This is a genomic window from Pelomonas margarita (genome assembly GCF_043555875.1).
Lineage (GTDB): Bacteria > Pseudomonadota > Gammaproteobacteria > Burkholderiales > Burkholderiaceae_C > Pelomonas > Pelomonas margarita.
Genome location: NZ_JBIGHW010000009.1, coordinates 104362 through 118501 on the forward strand (window position 1 = coordinate 104362; position 14140 = coordinate 118501).

General features: G+C 70.6%; 13 protein-coding genes. 7 read left to right on the forward strand and 6 right to left on the reverse strand.

Features of this window, described 5'->3' with window-relative positions:
* Positions 1-262 precede the first annotated feature (262 nt).
* From ACG0Z3_RS16485 to ACG0Z3_RS16500, 4 genes are read left to right on the forward strand one after another with little or no spacing between them, the layout of a single operon-like run.
* Positions 263-1144, forward strand: coding sequence for an N-acetylmuramic acid 6-phosphate etherase (locus ACG0Z3_RS16485; RefSeq protein ID WP_394399361.1), 882 nt, complete (start codon positions 263-265; stop codon positions 1142-1144).
* The gene (locus tag ACG0Z3_RS16490; protein WP_394399364.1) at positions 1141-2496 is read left to right on the forward strand and encodes an MFS transporter; all 1356 of its coding nucleotides are present in this window, start codon (positions 1141-1143) and stop codon (positions 2494-2496) included. Before ACG0Z3_RS16485 ends, ACG0Z3_RS16490 begins: the two co-directional genes overlap by 4 nt.
* Positions 2493-3626, forward strand: coding sequence for an acyltransferase family protein (locus tag ACG0Z3_RS16495; protein WP_394399366.1), 1134 nt, complete (start codon positions 2493-2495; stop codon positions 3624-3626). Before ACG0Z3_RS16490 ends, ACG0Z3_RS16495 begins: the two co-directional genes overlap by 4 nt.
* A 4-nt stretch (positions 3627-3630) precedes the next feature.
* Positions 3631-4929, forward strand: a complete 1299-nt coding sequence (locus ACG0Z3_RS16500; RefSeq protein ID WP_394399368.1) for a glycoside hydrolase family 10-like protein — start codon at positions 3631-3633, stop codon at positions 4927-4929.
* Here the strand turns inward: ACG0Z3_RS16500 and ACG0Z3_RS16505 are convergent, their stop codons facing one another.
* Positions 4930-5397, reverse strand: coding sequence for a M15 family metallopeptidase (locus tag ACG0Z3_RS16505; RefSeq protein WP_394399370.1), 468 nt, complete (start codon positions 5395-5397; stop codon positions 4930-4932).
* Between the two features lie 177 nt (positions 5398-5574).
* Between ACG0Z3_RS16505 and ACG0Z3_RS16510 the strand changes: the two genes are divergently transcribed.
* Positions 5575-6840, forward strand: coding sequence for a glycerophosphodiester phosphodiesterase family protein (locus ACG0Z3_RS16510; protein WP_394399372.1), 1266 nt, complete (start codon positions 5575-5577; stop codon positions 6838-6840).
* Positions 6841-6847: 7 nt separating this feature from the next.
* Here the strand turns inward: ACG0Z3_RS16510 and ACG0Z3_RS16515 are convergent, their stop codons facing one another.
* The gene (locus ACG0Z3_RS16515; protein ID WP_394399374.1) at positions 6848-7789 is read right to left on the reverse strand and encodes a LysR family transcriptional regulator; all 942 of its coding nucleotides are present in this window, start codon (positions 7787-7789) and stop codon (positions 6848-6850) included.
* 75 nt (positions 7790-7864) lie between these two features.
* On the opposite strand from ACG0Z3_RS16515, the gene ACG0Z3_RS16520 reads away from it, so the two are divergent.
* Positions 7865-8821: a sodium-dependent bicarbonate transport family permease gene (locus tag ACG0Z3_RS16520; protein WP_394399376.1), complete on the forward strand. Its 957-nt coding sequence runs from the start codon at positions 7865-7867 to the stop codon at positions 8819-8821.
* Between the two features lie 3 nt (positions 8822-8824).
* Here ACG0Z3_RS16520 and ACG0Z3_RS16525 read toward each other — a convergent pair whose 3' ends face one another.
* Together ACG0Z3_RS16525 and exaC are read right to left on the reverse strand one after the other, a co-directional pair.
* The gene (locus tag ACG0Z3_RS16525) at positions 8825-9217 is read right to left on the reverse strand and encodes a DUF779 domain-containing protein (RefSeq protein WP_394399378.1); all 393 of its coding nucleotides are present in this window, start codon (positions 9215-9217) and stop codon (positions 8825-8827) included.
* A 70-nt stretch (positions 9218-9287) separates the two neighbouring features.
* Positions 9288-10811 (reverse strand): acetaldehyde dehydrogenase ExaC, encoded by a 1524-nt coding sequence (gene exaC / locus ACG0Z3_RS16530; RefSeq protein WP_394399380.1) that lies wholly within the window; start codon positions 10809-10811, stop codon positions 9288-9290.
* A gap of 284 nt (positions 10812-11095) precedes the next feature.
* Here exaC and ACG0Z3_RS16535 point away from each other — a divergent pair, with 284 nt between their 5' ends.
* A complete protein-coding gene (locus ACG0Z3_RS16535) occupies positions 11096-13075 on the forward strand; it encodes a sigma-54-dependent Fis family transcriptional regulator (protein WP_394399382.1) in 1980 nt (659 codons plus the stop codon).
* Positions 13076-13120: 45 nt separating this feature from the next.
* On the opposite strand, the gene ACG0Z3_RS16540 is transcribed toward ACG0Z3_RS16535, so the two are convergent.
* Both ACG0Z3_RS16540 and ACG0Z3_RS16545 read right to left on the reverse strand, forming a co-directional pair.
* A complete protein-coding gene (locus tag ACG0Z3_RS16540) occupies positions 13121-13306 on the reverse strand; it encodes a hypothetical protein (protein WP_394399384.1) in 186 nt (61 codons plus the stop codon).
* Between the two features lie 54 nt (positions 13307-13360).
* Complete coding sequence (locus ACG0Z3_RS16545) at positions 13361-13939, reverse strand: hypothetical protein (protein ID WP_394399386.1); 579 nt, start codon at positions 13937-13939, stop codon at positions 13361-13363.
* Between the last annotated feature and the right edge of the window lie 201 nt (positions 13940-14140).

The window sequence follows — 14140 nt, forward strand, 5'->3', positions numbered from 1 at the left end:
GACAAAAGGGAAGTGGATGAGATCGGGTCACCACAGGCCGGCGCGGACGGCACCGGCCTGCCCGCTTGCGTCGGCGTGACCCGCCAAGTCCTTACAGCCGGTGCGCGAAAGTCAGTGTGCCGTCCGGGCCGGTCGCTGCCCAGCCGCCCCCCCAAGAAGCGCAGTGCTGGATTACCTGCCGTTATGGCCGCACCGGCGCGCGGCATTCGTCAGCGCGCGGCGCCAGCGGCTAGAGTGCCGCCAGCCCTGCTGCCGCCGCCCCATGCTGAACACCGAAACCCCGAGCAACCGCCACCCCGACCTGGACACCTACGCCACGCCGGCACTGCTGGAGGCCTTCATCGCCGACCAGACCGCCGCCGTCGCGGCCGTGAAGGCGGCGGCACCGCAACTGGCCGCCGCCGTGGACGCCGCGCTGCCGCGCATCCGCGCCGGCGGGCGGCTGCTGTATGCCGGCGCTGGCACCTCGGGCCGCCTGGGCGTGCTAGACAGCGTGGAGCTGTACCCCACGTTCTCGTGGCCGCGCGAGCGCGCAGTGGCCGTGATGGCCGGCGGCGCAGGCGCAATGTTCGTCGCCGTCGAGGGCGCCGAGGACGACCGCGCCCAGGGCGCCGCCGACCTCGCCGCGCTGAACCCCGGCCCGAACGACGTGGCCCTGCTGCTGGCCGCCTCGGGCGGCACGCCTTATGTGCTGGGTGCCATCGAGGCCGCCCGCGCTGCCGGCGCGCTGACCATAGCCTTCGCGAACAACCCGGATGCGCCCGTCACCCAGCAGGCCGAGATTGGCATCACGCTGGACACCGGGCCCGAGGTCATCTCCGGAAGCACGCGGCTGAAGGCCGGCACGTCGCAGAAGATCGCGCTGAACACCTTCTCGTCGGCGCTGATGGTCAAGCTCAACAAGGTGTACGGCAACCTGATGGTGGACCTGAAGGCCACCAACGCCAAGCTCGTGAAGCGGGCACTGGCGCTGACGGTGCGCGCCAGCGGCGCGAGCGAGGCCGAAGCACAGGCCGCTCTCGGCGCTTGCGACCACCATGTGAAGACGGCGCTGGTGATGCTCAAGCGCGGCGTGTCGGCCAGCGACGCGCGGGCCTTGCTCGACGCCACCGACGGCAGCGTGAGCCGGGCGCTCGGCACATGAGCGGGCACCGCTCGCCGTGGGCGTGGATCCCCACGCTGTATTTCGCACAGGGCATCCCGTATGTCGTCGTGATGACCCTGTCGGTCGTCATGTACAAGAACCTCGGCATCTCCAACACCGACATCGCGCTCTACACCAGCTGGCTCTATCTGCCCTGGGTCATCAAGCCGCTATGGTCGCCGCTGGCCGAGCTGTTCGGCACCAAGCGGGTATGGGTCACGGTGCTGCAGTTCTTCATCGGCGCGGCGCTCGCGGGTGTGGCGCTGACGCTGCCGATGGAGCGCGCCTTCCAGATGTCGCTGGCGGTGTTCTGGCTGATGGCGTTCGCGTCGGCCTCGCACGACATCGCAGCCGACGGTTACTACATGCTCGCGCTGCCACAACACCAGCAGGCAGCTTTCGTGGGCGTGCGCTCCACCTTCTACCGGCTGGCCAACATCGGCGGCCAGGGCGGTCTGGTCTACCTCGCCGGTGAGCTGACGGAGCGCACCGGCAGCGTCGTGCAGGCGTGGACGTGGGTGTTCTGGCTGCTGGGCGGTCTGTTTATCGTGCTGGCGCTGTGGCACGGGCTGATACTGCCGCGCCCGCTGGCCGACGTGCGCGGCGCGGGCGGCGCGGCCGCACGCGGGCTGGTGGCGGAGTTCTTCGCGGTGTTCGCCAGCTACTTCAAGAAGCCCGGCATCCTCGTCGTGCTGGGCTTTCTGCTGCTGTACCGCTTTCCCGAGGCGCAGCTGCTGAAGCTAGCCACACCCTTCCTGCTGGACCCGGTCAGCGAAGGCGGCCTGGGCCTGTCGACCAAGGACGTCGGCATTGCCTATGGCACCGTCGGCCTGACGGCGCTGACGCTGGGCGGGCTGTGCGGCGGCTGGGTCATCAGCCGCGTCGGGTTGAAGAAGGCGCTGTGGCCACTGGTGGCGGCCATGCACGTGCCCAACGTCGCCTTCCTCGTGCTGGCGCTGACGCACCCGACCAGCCTGGCCGTCATCAGCGCGGCGCTGGCCGTCGAGCAGTTCGGCTACGGCCTGGGCTTCACGGCCTACCTGATGTACATGATCCTTGTCGCCAGCGGGCCGCAGGAGCCGGCGACGGGCCGCCCCGAGCCGGCTCAGCCCCCCCGGGGGGTGGCACAGCAGGCGCCTGCGAAGCCTGGGGGCCAGTCCACCGCCCACTACGCCATCTGTACCGGATTCATGGCGCTGGGCATGATGATTCCCGGCATGTGGAGCGGCTGGCTGCAGGACCACATGGGCTACGCGCCCTTCTTCGCCTGGGTGCTGGTTGCCACGGTGCCCAGCGTCGCGATGGCAGCGCTGATCAAGATCCCCGACGGCTTCGGGAAGAAGGTCGAGTGAACGGCCGAGTCCTCAGCCTGGATGCGTTCCGCGGCTTCGCCATCGCGGCGATGCTGCTCGTCAACAACCCCGGCGACTGGGGCCAGGTCTACGCACCGCTGCTGCATGCCCCATGGCACGGCTGGACGTTCACGGACTGGGTGTTCCCATTCTTCGTGTTCATCAGCGGCATGGCGATGACCATCAGCCTGGCCCGCCGCGCCCAGGCCGGCACCGACAAGTCCGCGCTGCTGCTGGCTACCTGGCGGCGCGCGGCGCTCATCATCGGCCTCGGCCTGCTGCTCAACCTCATCCCCAGCTTCGACTTCGCCACGGTGCGCATCCCCGGCGTGCTGCAACGCCTGGGTCTGTGCACGCTGCTGGCCGCGCCCATCGTGCTGTGGTGCGGCGCGCGCGGCGTGGCGCTGTGGGCCGCCGGGCTGATGGCGGTCTACGCGGTAGTGCAGTTGTGCGTGCCCGTACCCGACGCCGACGGCGTGGTCCACACCGGCGTTCTGGCGCCCGGTAAGGATGTGGGCGCCTGGCTGGACCGCCAGCTGATGGACGGCCACCTGTGGCGCCAGGCCAGGACCTGGGACCCCGAAGGCCTGCTCTCCACGCTGCCGGCCGTGGCCTCGCAGCTGCTGGGCGCGCTGGCGGGCTATGTGCTCGCCTCCAGCCGGCAGCCCGCCGAGAAGGCCATGACCTGGATGCTCGCCGGCCTGGCCGCGCTATGGCTGGGCCAGGTGCTGGATGCGTGGCTGATGCCCATCAACAAGTCACTGTGGACGCCGTCCTTCGTGTTCGCGATGGCGGGCTGGGCACTGATCGTGTTCGCGGCCCTCTACTGGCTGCTGGACGCGCAGCCCCAGCCGCTGTCGCGCGCGCGCTGGGCGCGGCGGCTGCAGCCGCTGGTGGTGTTCGGCATGAACGCGCTGTTCCTGTTCGCGCTCTCGGGCCTGCTCGCTAAGCTGCTGTACACGCTCAAGCTGGATGACGGCCTCAGCCTGGGCCGCCACCTCTACCAGCCACTGCTGGACCTGGACATCGGCGCCAGGAACGCCTCGCTGCTGCATGCGCTGGGCTTCGTGGCCGTCATGTACGCCGTGGCCTGGCTGATGCATCGCCAGCGCTGGTTCGTGAAAGTCTGAAGCCATGAAACGCCGACACCTCCTCAGCCTGGCCAGCCTGCCCGTGCTGGGCGGCTGCGCCAGCTCCCCGGCGCCGCTGCTCCCGCCGGCCCCGCCCTCGCCCCCCTCCCCCGGCGAGGCCGCACTGGGCGCGCCACTGCCCGTGCAAGACCCGTCCCCCACGGCTGCACCCGCGCTGCCGCCCGCGCCGCCACGCGAGTGGCGGGCCGCCTGGGTGGCCACCGTGGCCAACATCGACTGGCCCAGCAAGCCCGGCCTAAGCGCCGAGGCCCAGCAGGCCGAGATCCGCGCGCTGTGCGACGCCGCGCAGCGCACGGGGCTGAACGCGCTCATCCTGCAGGTGCGCACGAGCGCGGACGCGCTGTACGAGTCCGCGCTGGAACCGTGGAGCGAGTACCTCACCGGCACCCAGGGCCGCCACCCGGGCTACGACCCGCTGGCCGTCTGGCTGACCGAGGCCAAGGCGCGCGGGCTGGAGCTGCACGCCTGGTTCAACCCCTACCGCGCGCGGCAGAACGCCGGCCGCTCGGCTGCCGCCGAGAACCACGTCAGCCGCAGCCGCCCGGCCTGGGTAAAGCGCTATGGCGACCAGCTCTGGATGGACCCCGGTGAGCCCGCCGCCGCCGAGCACACGCTGGCCGTCGTGCGCGACTGCTTAAGCCGCTACGCCGTGGACGGCGTGCACATCGACGACTACTTCTACCCCTACCCCGTCACTGACCCCGCCACCAAGCAGGAAGTCGACTTCCCCGACGAGCCCAGCTGGCAGACCTACCTGGCGCAGGGCGGCACGCTGGCGCGGCGCGACTGGCGGCGCGACAACGTCAACCGCCTGGTGCAGCGCCTGTACGCGCTGGCGCACGAGGTGCGGCCCGGCACGCGCGTGGGCATCAGCCCCTTCGGCCTGCCCAAGCCGGCCGCACGGCCGCCGGGCATCGCCGGCTTCAGCCAGTACGACAAGCTCTATGCCGACGTGGAGCTGTGGCTGCGCGAGGGCTGGCTGGACTACCTCGCCCCGCAGCTCTACTGGCCGCGTGCGCAGACGGCCCAGGCCTTCGACGTGCTGCTACAGACCTGGCGCGCGCTGAACCCACTGGCCCGCCCCATCCACCCGGGCCTGTTCACCAGCCGCATCAACGACACGCCGCAGAGCTGGCCGGCCAGCGAGATCACCGGCCAGATCGACAGCATCCGCCGGCTGTCGCCAGGCAGCGGCCACATCCATTTCTCGATGGTGGCGCTGGCGCAGAACCGCAAGGGCATCGCCGACACGCTGCGCAACGGCGCCTACGCCGCGCCCTGATCAGGGGTAGAAGGCCTTGGGCAGCTCGTAGTGCGGGCCGTCGATGAAGGCGCGAAGCCCCTGCTTCTTGCGCCGCGCCACGTAGGCGGCCACCAGGTCCTCGGGCGTGTCGTCGGAGGCGGTGAAATCCACGTCCCAGGCACCGCCCCAGCGCAGCGGGATGCCCTTCTCGCGCGCCGCCATGCGCACCGCATCGGCAATCACGTAGATCGGGTCCCACTCCCAGCGCAGCTTGCCGTTCACATAGGGCACCAGGTCCACCGCGTGGCCGGTGAGGTGGCGCGAGTCCATGGTCTGCGAGGCGCCGGCCGCGATCAGCTGCTGCTGCTCGGCCACGGTGCGGATGCCGTCGTGCACCGAGAAGTCCTGCACCGTCAGCTGGATGGCGCGTTTGACGACCGCCACCAGGTCGGCGTGGACGCCCTTGAGCTCGGCCAGCGAGCGGGTGCCGAGGGTGAACTGGGGCATGGTGGCTCTCCTGTGGGATGGCTGGCGCGGGTTCTACCCGCCGGCCTCGCGGCGCACATCCACAGCGCGGGGGAGGCCGGCGCGCGCCCCCCTAACTCGCAGCCTCATGGCCCGCCTGTCATGCCGCCTTCATCGCGGCGGCCTAGCGTGCCGTCACCCCCTTCCACGGAGACACCCATGCGCCGCATCCTCGCCCACCTGGCCTTGCTGACGCTGGCCGCCGCCGCGCTGCCGGCCAGCGCCCACGACGCCGAGCACGACCGCCGCACCGGCGGCGTGGGCAGCGTGCAGTTGGGCCCGCGCCCTTTCTTCCTGGCCGACGACATGGCCGACAGCCCGCTCAAGCGCCGGCTGCAGCAGTGCGCCGCGCGGCGTGACGAGTTCAAGCCCACGCTGTTCTCCATCGGCCACCGCGGCGCGCCGCTGCAGTACCCCGAGCACACGCGCGAGAGCTATGTGGCGGCCGCGCGCAGCGGCGCCGGCATCGTCGAGTGCGACGTGACCTTCACCAAGGACAAGGCCCTGGTCTGCCGCCACGCGCAGAACGACCTGCACACCACCACCAACATCCTGGCTACGCCGCTGGCGGCCACGTGCATCAAGCCCTTCACGCCGGCCGTGTTCGACGCCGCCGGCACGCTGGTGGCGCCCGCCGCCGCCGAGTGCCGCACGTCGGAACTGACGCTAGCCGAGTTCAAGACCCTGCGCGGCAAGATGGACGCCTTCAACCCGCGCGCCCGCAGCGTGGCCGAGTACATGGCCGGCACCGCCAACTGGCGCACTGACCTGCAGGCCGGCCCTACCAGTGGCACGCTACTGACGCTGAAGGAGGCCATCGCGCTGTTCAAGCAGCTGGGCGTGAAGATGACGCCGGAGCTCAAGTCGCCCAGCGTGCCCATGCCCTTCGAAGGCTTCAGCCAGGCCGCCTACGCGCAGAAGATGCTCGACGAGCACAAGGCTGCCGGCGTGCCGCCGCGCGACCTGTGGCCGCAGAGCTTCGACATCAACGACGTCCTGTACTGGGTCAACAACGAGCCCGCCTACGGACGCCAAGCCGTCTACCTGGACGACGCCAACACCGTGGCCGACCTGCCCACTGCCCAGCAGCTGCGGGCCTACCGCGCGCAGGGCATCCGCATCGTCGCGCCGCCGCTGTTCGCGCTGCTGACGGCCGACACCAGCGGCAACCTGCTGCCCTCGCAGTACGCCCGCGACGCCCGCGCCGCCGGCCTGGACATCATCACCTGGACGCTGGAGCGCAGCGGCATCCTGGCCGACGGCGGCAACAGCTTCTACTTCCAGACATTCGACAGCGCCATCAAGCGCGAGGGCGACGTCTACCGCGTGCTGGACGTGCTGGCCGAGCAGGTGGGCGTGCTGGGCGTGTTCTCGGACTGGCCGGCCACCACCAGCTTCTACGCCAACTGCACCGGCCAGCGCTGAGGCGCGCTCAGGTCGGCCGCGCCCGCACGCCCAGACGCTGGCGCAGGTCGTCCAGCAGCGTGCGGGCCGGCAGCGACAGCGCGCGGTCCTGCCGCCACACCAGCACCCACTGCCGGCGCAGCGGAAAACCCGCCACCGGCAGCACCACCAGCCCCTCGCTGGCCGGGTCGGCCGCCAGCGTGTGGCGCGACAGCAGCGCAAGCCCCAGCCCGGCGCGCACCGCGTGCTTGACGGCCTCGTTGCTGCCCAGCGCCATGCGCGGCGGCCAGGCCATGCCGTGCTCGGCCAGCGCCTCCTCCAGCACGGCCCGCGTACCGGAGCCGGTCTCGCGCACCAGCAGCGGCTCGCCCGCCAGGTCCTGCAGCCGCAGCCGGCGGCGCGCGGCCAGCGGGTGATCCTGCGCGGCGATGAACACCAGCGGGTTCTCCAGGAAGGGCCAGCGCGCCAGCGGCAGGTGCGCGGGCGGCCGCATCATGGCAGCCAGCTCGTCGTCGCCGCGCTCCAGCCGCGCCACGACCGCGTCGCGGTTCTCCACCGCCAGCTCGATGCGGATGCCCGGGTAGGCGCGGGCAAACGGGCCCAGCAGGTCGGGCAGGAAGTATTCGGTCGTCGTGACGGCCGCAATGCGCAGCCGCCCCTGGCGCAGGCCCTGCAGCGCGGCGGCGTCTTCCTCGAAGCGCTGCCAGCGCGCCGCCATGTCGCGTACCGCCTCGGCCAGCTGCGCGGCCACCGCCGTGGGCGCCAGGCCTCGGCCTTGCGGCTCGAACAGCACCAGGCCCAGGCTGGCCGCCAGCTCCTTGAGCTGCGTGGACACCGTGGGCTGCGCCAGGTGTAGCGCCCGCGCCGCGCGGCCCACGCCGCCCAGGCGCACCGTGGCCTCCAGGCTGCGCAGCTGCGGCCAGTTGGACCGCCAGGCCTTCTCCAGCCCCGGGGGCGGTGCTTCATGCATTGTCGTCTCCGATGAATTGCATTGACATCCATCAATTGTGCAGAAGCGCTGGCCTGCGCATCATCGCGCCCCGTCATGCAGAACTTCCTCGATCCCGCCATCCTGTTCTTCGTCTTCGGCCTGCTGGCCGGCGCCGTCAAATCCAACCTCGAGATCCCCCAGCCCATCGCGCGCTTCCTGTCGCTGTACCTGCTGATGGCGCTGGGCCTGAAGGGCGGCTTCGCCCTCGCCAAGTCGGGCCTCACGGCCGAGGTGGCCGTCAGCCTGGGCTGCGCGCTGCTGTTGGCCGTCGTGGTGCCTGCCGTGGGCTATCTGCTGCTGAAGCGGCTGGTGTCGCGCTTCGACGCCGCGGCCATCGCAGCCACCTACGGCTCGGTCAGCGCGGTCACCTTCATCACCGCCACGCAGTACCTGGGCAACCAGGGCATCGCCTACGGCGGCCACATGGCGGCAGCCATGGCGCTGATGGAGTCGCCCGCCATCATCATGGCCGTGGTGCTCGCCAACCTGGCCCGCCAGCGCGAGGGCAGCACGGCGCATTCGCACAGCCTCAAGGCCGTGCTGCATGAGTCGCTGACCGATGGCGCGCAGCTGCTGCTGATCGGCGCCATGGCCGTGGGCCTGATCACCGGCGCTGCGGGCGAGGCCGCGATGCAGCCCTTCACCGGCGACCTGTTCAAGGGGATGCTCGCCTTCTTCCTGCTGGACATGGGCCTGCTGGCCGCGCGCAACGTCGGCTCGCTGCGCGGCGAGTCGCCCAGGCTGCTGGCCTATGCACTGATCGCGCCGCCGGTGCATGCGGCACTGGCGCTGGCACTGGCCTCGGCCTGCGGCCTGTCGGTAGGCAACGGCGTGCTGCTGATGGTGCTGGCCGCCAGTGCGTCCTACATCGCCGTGCCGGCGGTGGTGCGCATCGCCATCCCCGAGGCACGGCCGGCGCTGTACTTCGGCATGTCGCTGGGGCTGACCTTCCCGCTCAACATCCTGGTGGGCATCCCGGTCTACACGGCGGTGGCGCAGCGGGTGCTGTGACGCTCAGCCCGCCACCACCGGCGCCATGGGTGCCAGCCGCGCGACCTCGTCGTCCGTCCACAGCCGCAGCCGGGCGACGAAGTGCTGGCCCGAGCCGTCCTCCAGCCCGAAGCTGCCGCTGTCGCCTGGCGCCACGTCCAGCGTCATCTGCAGGCCGGCCAGGTAGTCGCACTGCGACACGCTGGCGTATACCGGCACGCCGCCGGCCTCGCCCAGGCGGCGGTCGCTCTCGCTGAGGCGCAGCTCCTGCACCGTGAAGCACAGCGGCGCGCTGCCCAGGCAGCAGCCGTGCGACTGGTAGAACAGGATGTCACCATGCGCGGCGCGCAGCTCGGCAATGAGTTGCAGCGCCGCCGCGCTGGCCTGCACACGGGGAATCGTCGGGCTGATGGGCATAGGCTCGGGACGGGGCCAAGGGAAAAGGGGCGGCTGTAGCCGCCCCCTGCCTGCTGATCGCGGGTAGCGATCAGAAGAAGCCCAAAGCGTTCGGGCTGTAGCTCACCAGCAGGTTCTTGGTCTGCTGGTAGTGGTCGAGCATGGCCTTGTGGGTCTCGCGGCCGATGCCCGATTCCTTGTAGCCGCCAAACGCGGCATGAGCCGGGTAGGCGTGGTAGCAGTTGGTCCACACGCGGCCGGCCTGGATGGCGCGGCCCAGGCGGTAGGCGCGGCTGCCGTCGCGCGTCCACACGCCGGCCCCCAGGCCATAGGGCGTGTCGTTGGCGATGGTCAGCGCCTCGGCCTCGGTCTTGAAGGTCGTCACCGCCAGCACCGGGCCGAAGATCTCCTCGCGGAAGATGCGCATCTGGTTGTGGCCCTGGAACAGCGTCGGCTGGATGTAGTAGCCGCCCGCCAAGTCGCCGCCCAGCTGCGCGCGGCTGCCGCCGGCCAGCACCTTGGCGCCCTCTTCCTTGCCCAGCGCCAGGTAGGTCTCGATCTTGTCCATCTGCAGGGCCGAGGCCTGCGCGCCCATCATGGTGTCGGTGTCCAGCGGGTTGCCCTGCTTGATGGCCGCAACGCGCTTGAGGGCGCGGTCCATGAACTTGTCGAAGATGCTTTCCTGGATCAGCGCGCGGCTGGGGCAGGTGCAGACCTCGCCCTGATTGAACGCGAACAGCACCAGGCCCTCGATGGCCTTGTCGAGGAAGGCGTCGTCCTCTGCCATCACGTCGTCGAAGAACAGGTTGGGGCTCTTGCCGCCCAGCTCCAGCGTCGCCGGGATCAGGTTGCTGGCCGCCGCCTGCGCGATGACCTTGCCGGTGGCCGTGCTGCCCGTGAACGCGATCTTGGCGATGCGCTTGCTGTTGGCCAGCGGCATGCCGGCCTCTCGGCCGAAGCCGTTGACGATGTTCAGCACGCCCGGCGGCAGCAGGTCGGCGATCAGTTCGGTCAGGATCAGCAGGCTGATGGGCGTGCTCTCGGCGGGCTTGAGCACCACGCAGTTGCCGGCGCCCAGCGCTGGCGCCAGCTTCCAGGCCGCCATCAGGATGGGGAAGTTCCACGGAATGATCTGGCCCACGACGCCCAGCGGCTCGTGAAAGTGATAAGCGATGGTGTGGTGGTCGATCTCGCTAAGCGCGCCCTCCTGCGCCCGCACGCAACCAGCGAAGTAGCGGAAGTGGTCCACCGCCAGCGGGATGTCGGCATTCAGCGTCTCGCGGATGGGCTTGCCGTTGTCCACGGTCTCGGCGTAGGCCAGCAGCTCCAGGTTGGCTTCCAGGCGGTCGGCAATCTTCAGCAGGATGTTGGCGCGCTCGGCCGGCGGCACGGCGGCCCAGCCGGCGGCGGCTGCGTGGGCGGCGTCCAGCGCCCGCTCGATGTCCGCGGCGCCCGAGCGCGCAGCCTGGGTGTAGACCTTGCCGTTGATCGGCGAGATCACGTCGAAGTACTGGCCCTCCACGGGCGGCTGGAACTTGCCACCGATGAAGTTGTCGTAACGGGGCTTGTAGGCGATCTTGGCGCCGGCTTGGCCGGGTGCGGCGTAAACGGTCATGGGGCTTGTCTCCGATGAAAAGGGCACGGCTCGTGTTGGCCGGGCTGCCCCTTTCAGCGCAAAGCCCGTGCCAACGCCGCTTGCGCCATCGCTGGCTTGACGCGGCGCAAACCCGGGGCCGCCAGCGGCCGGACTGTCACGAAATGGCACACCTGCCCTGGCACAGTGCGCCATTGCGGCACAAACGCTTGACGCCGCACGGCGTCAGGCTAGCGTCCGGCTCGCCGGGCATGCTGGCCCGACACGCAGAGCGCCCTCCCGAGGCGCCGCACTGGAGACACCCCATGCCCGCATCCGAGGCACCCACGCCGCCCGACCGCATCCGCCAGGCCCGCCGCCAATGGCTGGACACCGGCACCGTTGCCAGCGGCCTGATCGCCGGCCCGCTGCAGGCCAGCTGGGCCCGCTGCCGCGACCACTACGGCCTCGCCCCCGAAGGCCGCCCGCAAGGCGCGCCCCACGCCAGCGCCGCCCAGCTGGCCCGTGCGCTGGAGCATCGCCACACGCTGATGGCCCACGCCCGGCCCGTGATGGCCTTCCTGCACGACCAGGTGCAGGGCAGCGACAGCCTCGTGCTGCTGGCCGACGCCCACGGCCTGCTGCTACACGCCAGCGGCGACGCGCCCTTTGCCGACCGCGCCGCCCGCGTCGCGCTGCGGCCCGGCGCCGTGTGGAGCGAGCAATGGCGCGGCACCAACGCCATCGGCACCGCGCTGGCCGAGGGCCAGCCGCTCGTCGTGCATGCCGGCGAGCACTACCTGTCGCGCAACGGCTTCCTGACCTGTGCCGCCGCCCCCATCGCCGACCCCACCGGCCAGCTGCTCGGCGTGCTGGACATCTCCGGCGACCGCCGCGGCTACCACCGCCACACGCTGGCGCTGGCGCGCAGCGGCGCCCGCATGATCGAGCACCAGCTCTTCACCGCCCGCCACGCCGCCGGCCTGCACCTGCGCCTGCACACCCAAGCCGAGGGCCTGGGCAGCGTCACCGAAGGCCTGCTTGCCGTCAGCGAGGACGGCTGGGTGACCGGCGCCAACACCGCCGCGCTGGAACTGCTGGGCCTGGCACGCCGCGACATCGGCGCCGCCACCGTGGAGCGCGCACTGGGGCTGGACGTGCGCGCCCTGCTGGCCCAGGGCGCCGCGCCGCGCCTGCTGCCGCGCGGCGGCGGCAGCGCCCCGCTGTGGCTGCGCGTGGAGCGCGGCCTCACGCTGCGCCACACCGTGGCGCTGTCGACGCCGGCCGTCACGCGCGCAGCCCCCGACACGCCGCCCACTCCGCCCAAACCCGCCGACGCGCTGGCCGCGCTGGACACCGGCGACGCCGCCTTCCGCGCCACGCTCGCCCGCGCCCGCCGCGTGCTCGACAAGCCCGCCATCCCGCTGCTGCTGCACGGCGACACCGGCACCGGCAAGGACGTGCTGGCCCGCTCGCTGCACGCCAGCAGCGCCCGCCACAGCCAGCCATTCGTCGCCGTCAACTGCGCCGCGCTGCCCGAGACGCTGATCGAAGCCGAGCTCTTCGGCTACCGCCCCGGCGCCTTCACCGGCGCCAGCCGCCAGGGTGCGCCCGGCCGCATCCGCGAGGCCCACGGCGGCACGCTGTTCCTGGACGAGATCGGCGACATGCCGCTCGCCCTGCAGGCCCGGCTGCTGCGCGTGCTGGAGGCGCGGGAAGTGACGCCCCTGGGCGGCGGCACGGCGGTGGCGGTGGACTTCCGCCTCCTCTGCGCCAGCCACCGCCGGCTGGCCGACGAGGTCGCAGCGGGCCGCTTCCGCGAAGACCTGTACTACCGGCTCAACGGCCTGACGCTGACGCTGCCACCGCTGCGCGAGCGCAGCGACCTGCCGGCGCTGGTGGCCAAGCTGCTGCAGGCCGAGGCACCGGCGCGAGCGCTGCGGGTGGATGACGAGGTGATGGCCCTGTTCAGCCGCTACCGCTGGCCAGGCAATGTGCGGCAGCTGGCGAATGTGGTGAGAACGGGGGTGGCGCTGCTGGAGGACGGCGAGGACATGCTGACGCTGGCGCAGCTGGGCGATGACCTGCGGGAGAGGCTGGCGGGGTCAGGCAGCGCGGCCCCTGTCGCCGGTGTGCGGCCTGCCGGTGCCGGCGACCTGCGGGAGCAGGCAGACGCCAGCATCCGGGAGACGCTGGCGGCGGTGGATGGCAATGTGGCGGAGGCGGCGCGGCGGCTCGGCGTCAGCAGGAACACGCTGTATCGACGACTGCGGCGGGCGGGCCAGTTGGAGGGGCTTGCGATTTGAGACCTGACACCGAGCCCTGCGTGTGTTTGCCACTTGACGGGGCGGCTAATGGGTGCCCGCGAATTTTTTCTGGCCCTCGGCGAGTTGGTCGAGCGCCTGACGTTGCCCGTGCTTCAACGGCGCCAGCCGCTGCAGAAACAACTGCACGAGGTCATCCAGGTCGCGCACGGAATTGGCGATGACAACCAGATCGTCTCGCCGCTTGTCCTGCGGCGCATCCAACAGGATCACCCGACACAACATAACCGACCACGACCGTGGCGGGCTGCCAGACCAGCAAAGCGATCAACTGGACTTCAAGTCGATCGCGACCCGATGAACGTCCACCGGCACCACGGCGCTCACGGCGACGGTCTGGACCGCGTGAGATCCGTGCATCGAGACTTCCACGACGATGGTTTTCGTTCCTTCAGGGGATTCGGGGGGACGGGTGGCAATCGTCTCGTGCTGGATGCCGCTTATCCCCTGCACGGATGGGAGTTCAGGCATGAAGGGCTCTGTCCTCACAGGGTTCGATTTTGGAGGCTTGGTGCGAGATAACGCCCGCCGAATGCCCGATGCCAGCTTGCCCGTCAACTCGTAGCTGGCGCTTGCCAGCATGTTCTGCAGGAAGCCGGGCTGGGCGACCTGTGCGTCGAAGAACTCCACCAGGGTGTCAATGATTACCGAACCGTTCTGCACGAACTCGACCCGCGCTTCGACGCCAGAAGGTTCTTTGGACGCGGTGGCTGGCGGGTACCCTGCCCATTGGTTCAATGTTCGGTTGATGCTGGTCAGCAGCACGCCCAGCTCCGCCAGATTGATGCCCTCCTCGCTGTGAAGCCGCAGCCGCACGCGCAGTTTTCCGTCCGTCAAGATCATCATTTCCCCCTGGTTTGCATTCGTGTGCCACGTGGGCCAACTTGGAAGCTACTCAGCAGGTTGCAGGCACCTGCTGTCGATAAGTTGTCGGCATTTATGGTACGGGGTCACGGCCTGGTACGGGGGGGCACCCATTAGCCGACCCCGTCAAGTGGCAAACACACGCCCCTGCACCGCAAGAGCGCACCCTTTCTCCTTCAAGAC

What these genes read in the sequence shown, in the direction of transcription:
- ACG0Z3_RS16485 (WP_394399361.1), top strand. Translation starts at nt 263, where the DNA reads ATGCTGAACACCGAAACCCCGAGCAACCGCCACCCCGACCTGGACACC.
- ACG0Z3_RS16490 (WP_394399364.1), top strand. Translation starts at nt 1,141, where the DNA reads ATGAGCGGGCACCGCTCGCCGTGGGCGTGGATCCCCACGCTGTATTTC.
- ACG0Z3_RS16500 (WP_394399368.1), top strand. Translation starts at nt 3,631, where the DNA reads ATGAAACGCCGACACCTCCTCAGCCTGGCCAGCCTGCCCGTGCTGGGC.
- ACG0Z3_RS16505 (WP_394399370.1), bottom strand. Translation starts at nt 5,397, where the DNA reads ATGCCCCAGTTCACCCTCGGCACCCGCTCGCTGGCCGAGCTCAAGGGC.
- ACG0Z3_RS16510 (WP_394399372.1), top strand. Translation starts at nt 5,575, where the DNA reads ATGCGCCGCATCCTCGCCCACCTGGCCTTGCTGACGCTGGCCGCCGCC.
- ACG0Z3_RS16515 (WP_394399374.1), bottom strand. Translation starts at nt 7,789, where the DNA reads ATGCATGAAGCACCGCCCCCGGGGCTGGAGAAGGCCTGGCGGTCCAAC.
- ACG0Z3_RS16520 (WP_394399376.1), top strand. Translation starts at nt 7,865, where the DNA reads ATGCAGAACTTCCTCGATCCCGCCATCCTGTTCTTCGTCTTCGGCCTG.
- ACG0Z3_RS16525 (WP_394399378.1), bottom strand. Translation starts at nt 9,217, where the DNA reads ATGCCCATCAGCCCGACGATTCCCCGTGTGCAGGCCAGCGCGGCGGCG.
- exaC (WP_394399380.1), bottom strand. Translation starts at nt 10,811, where the DNA reads ATGACCGTTTACGCCGCACCCGGCCAAGCCGGCGCCAAGATCGCCTAC.
- ACG0Z3_RS16535 (WP_394399382.1), top strand. Translation starts at nt 11,096, where the DNA reads ATGCCCGCATCCGAGGCACCCACGCCGCCCGACCGCATCCGCCAGGCC.
- ACG0Z3_RS16545 (WP_394399386.1), bottom strand. Translation starts at nt 13,939, where the DNA reads ATGATGATCTTGACGGACGGAAAACTGCGCGTGCGGCTGCGGCTTCAC.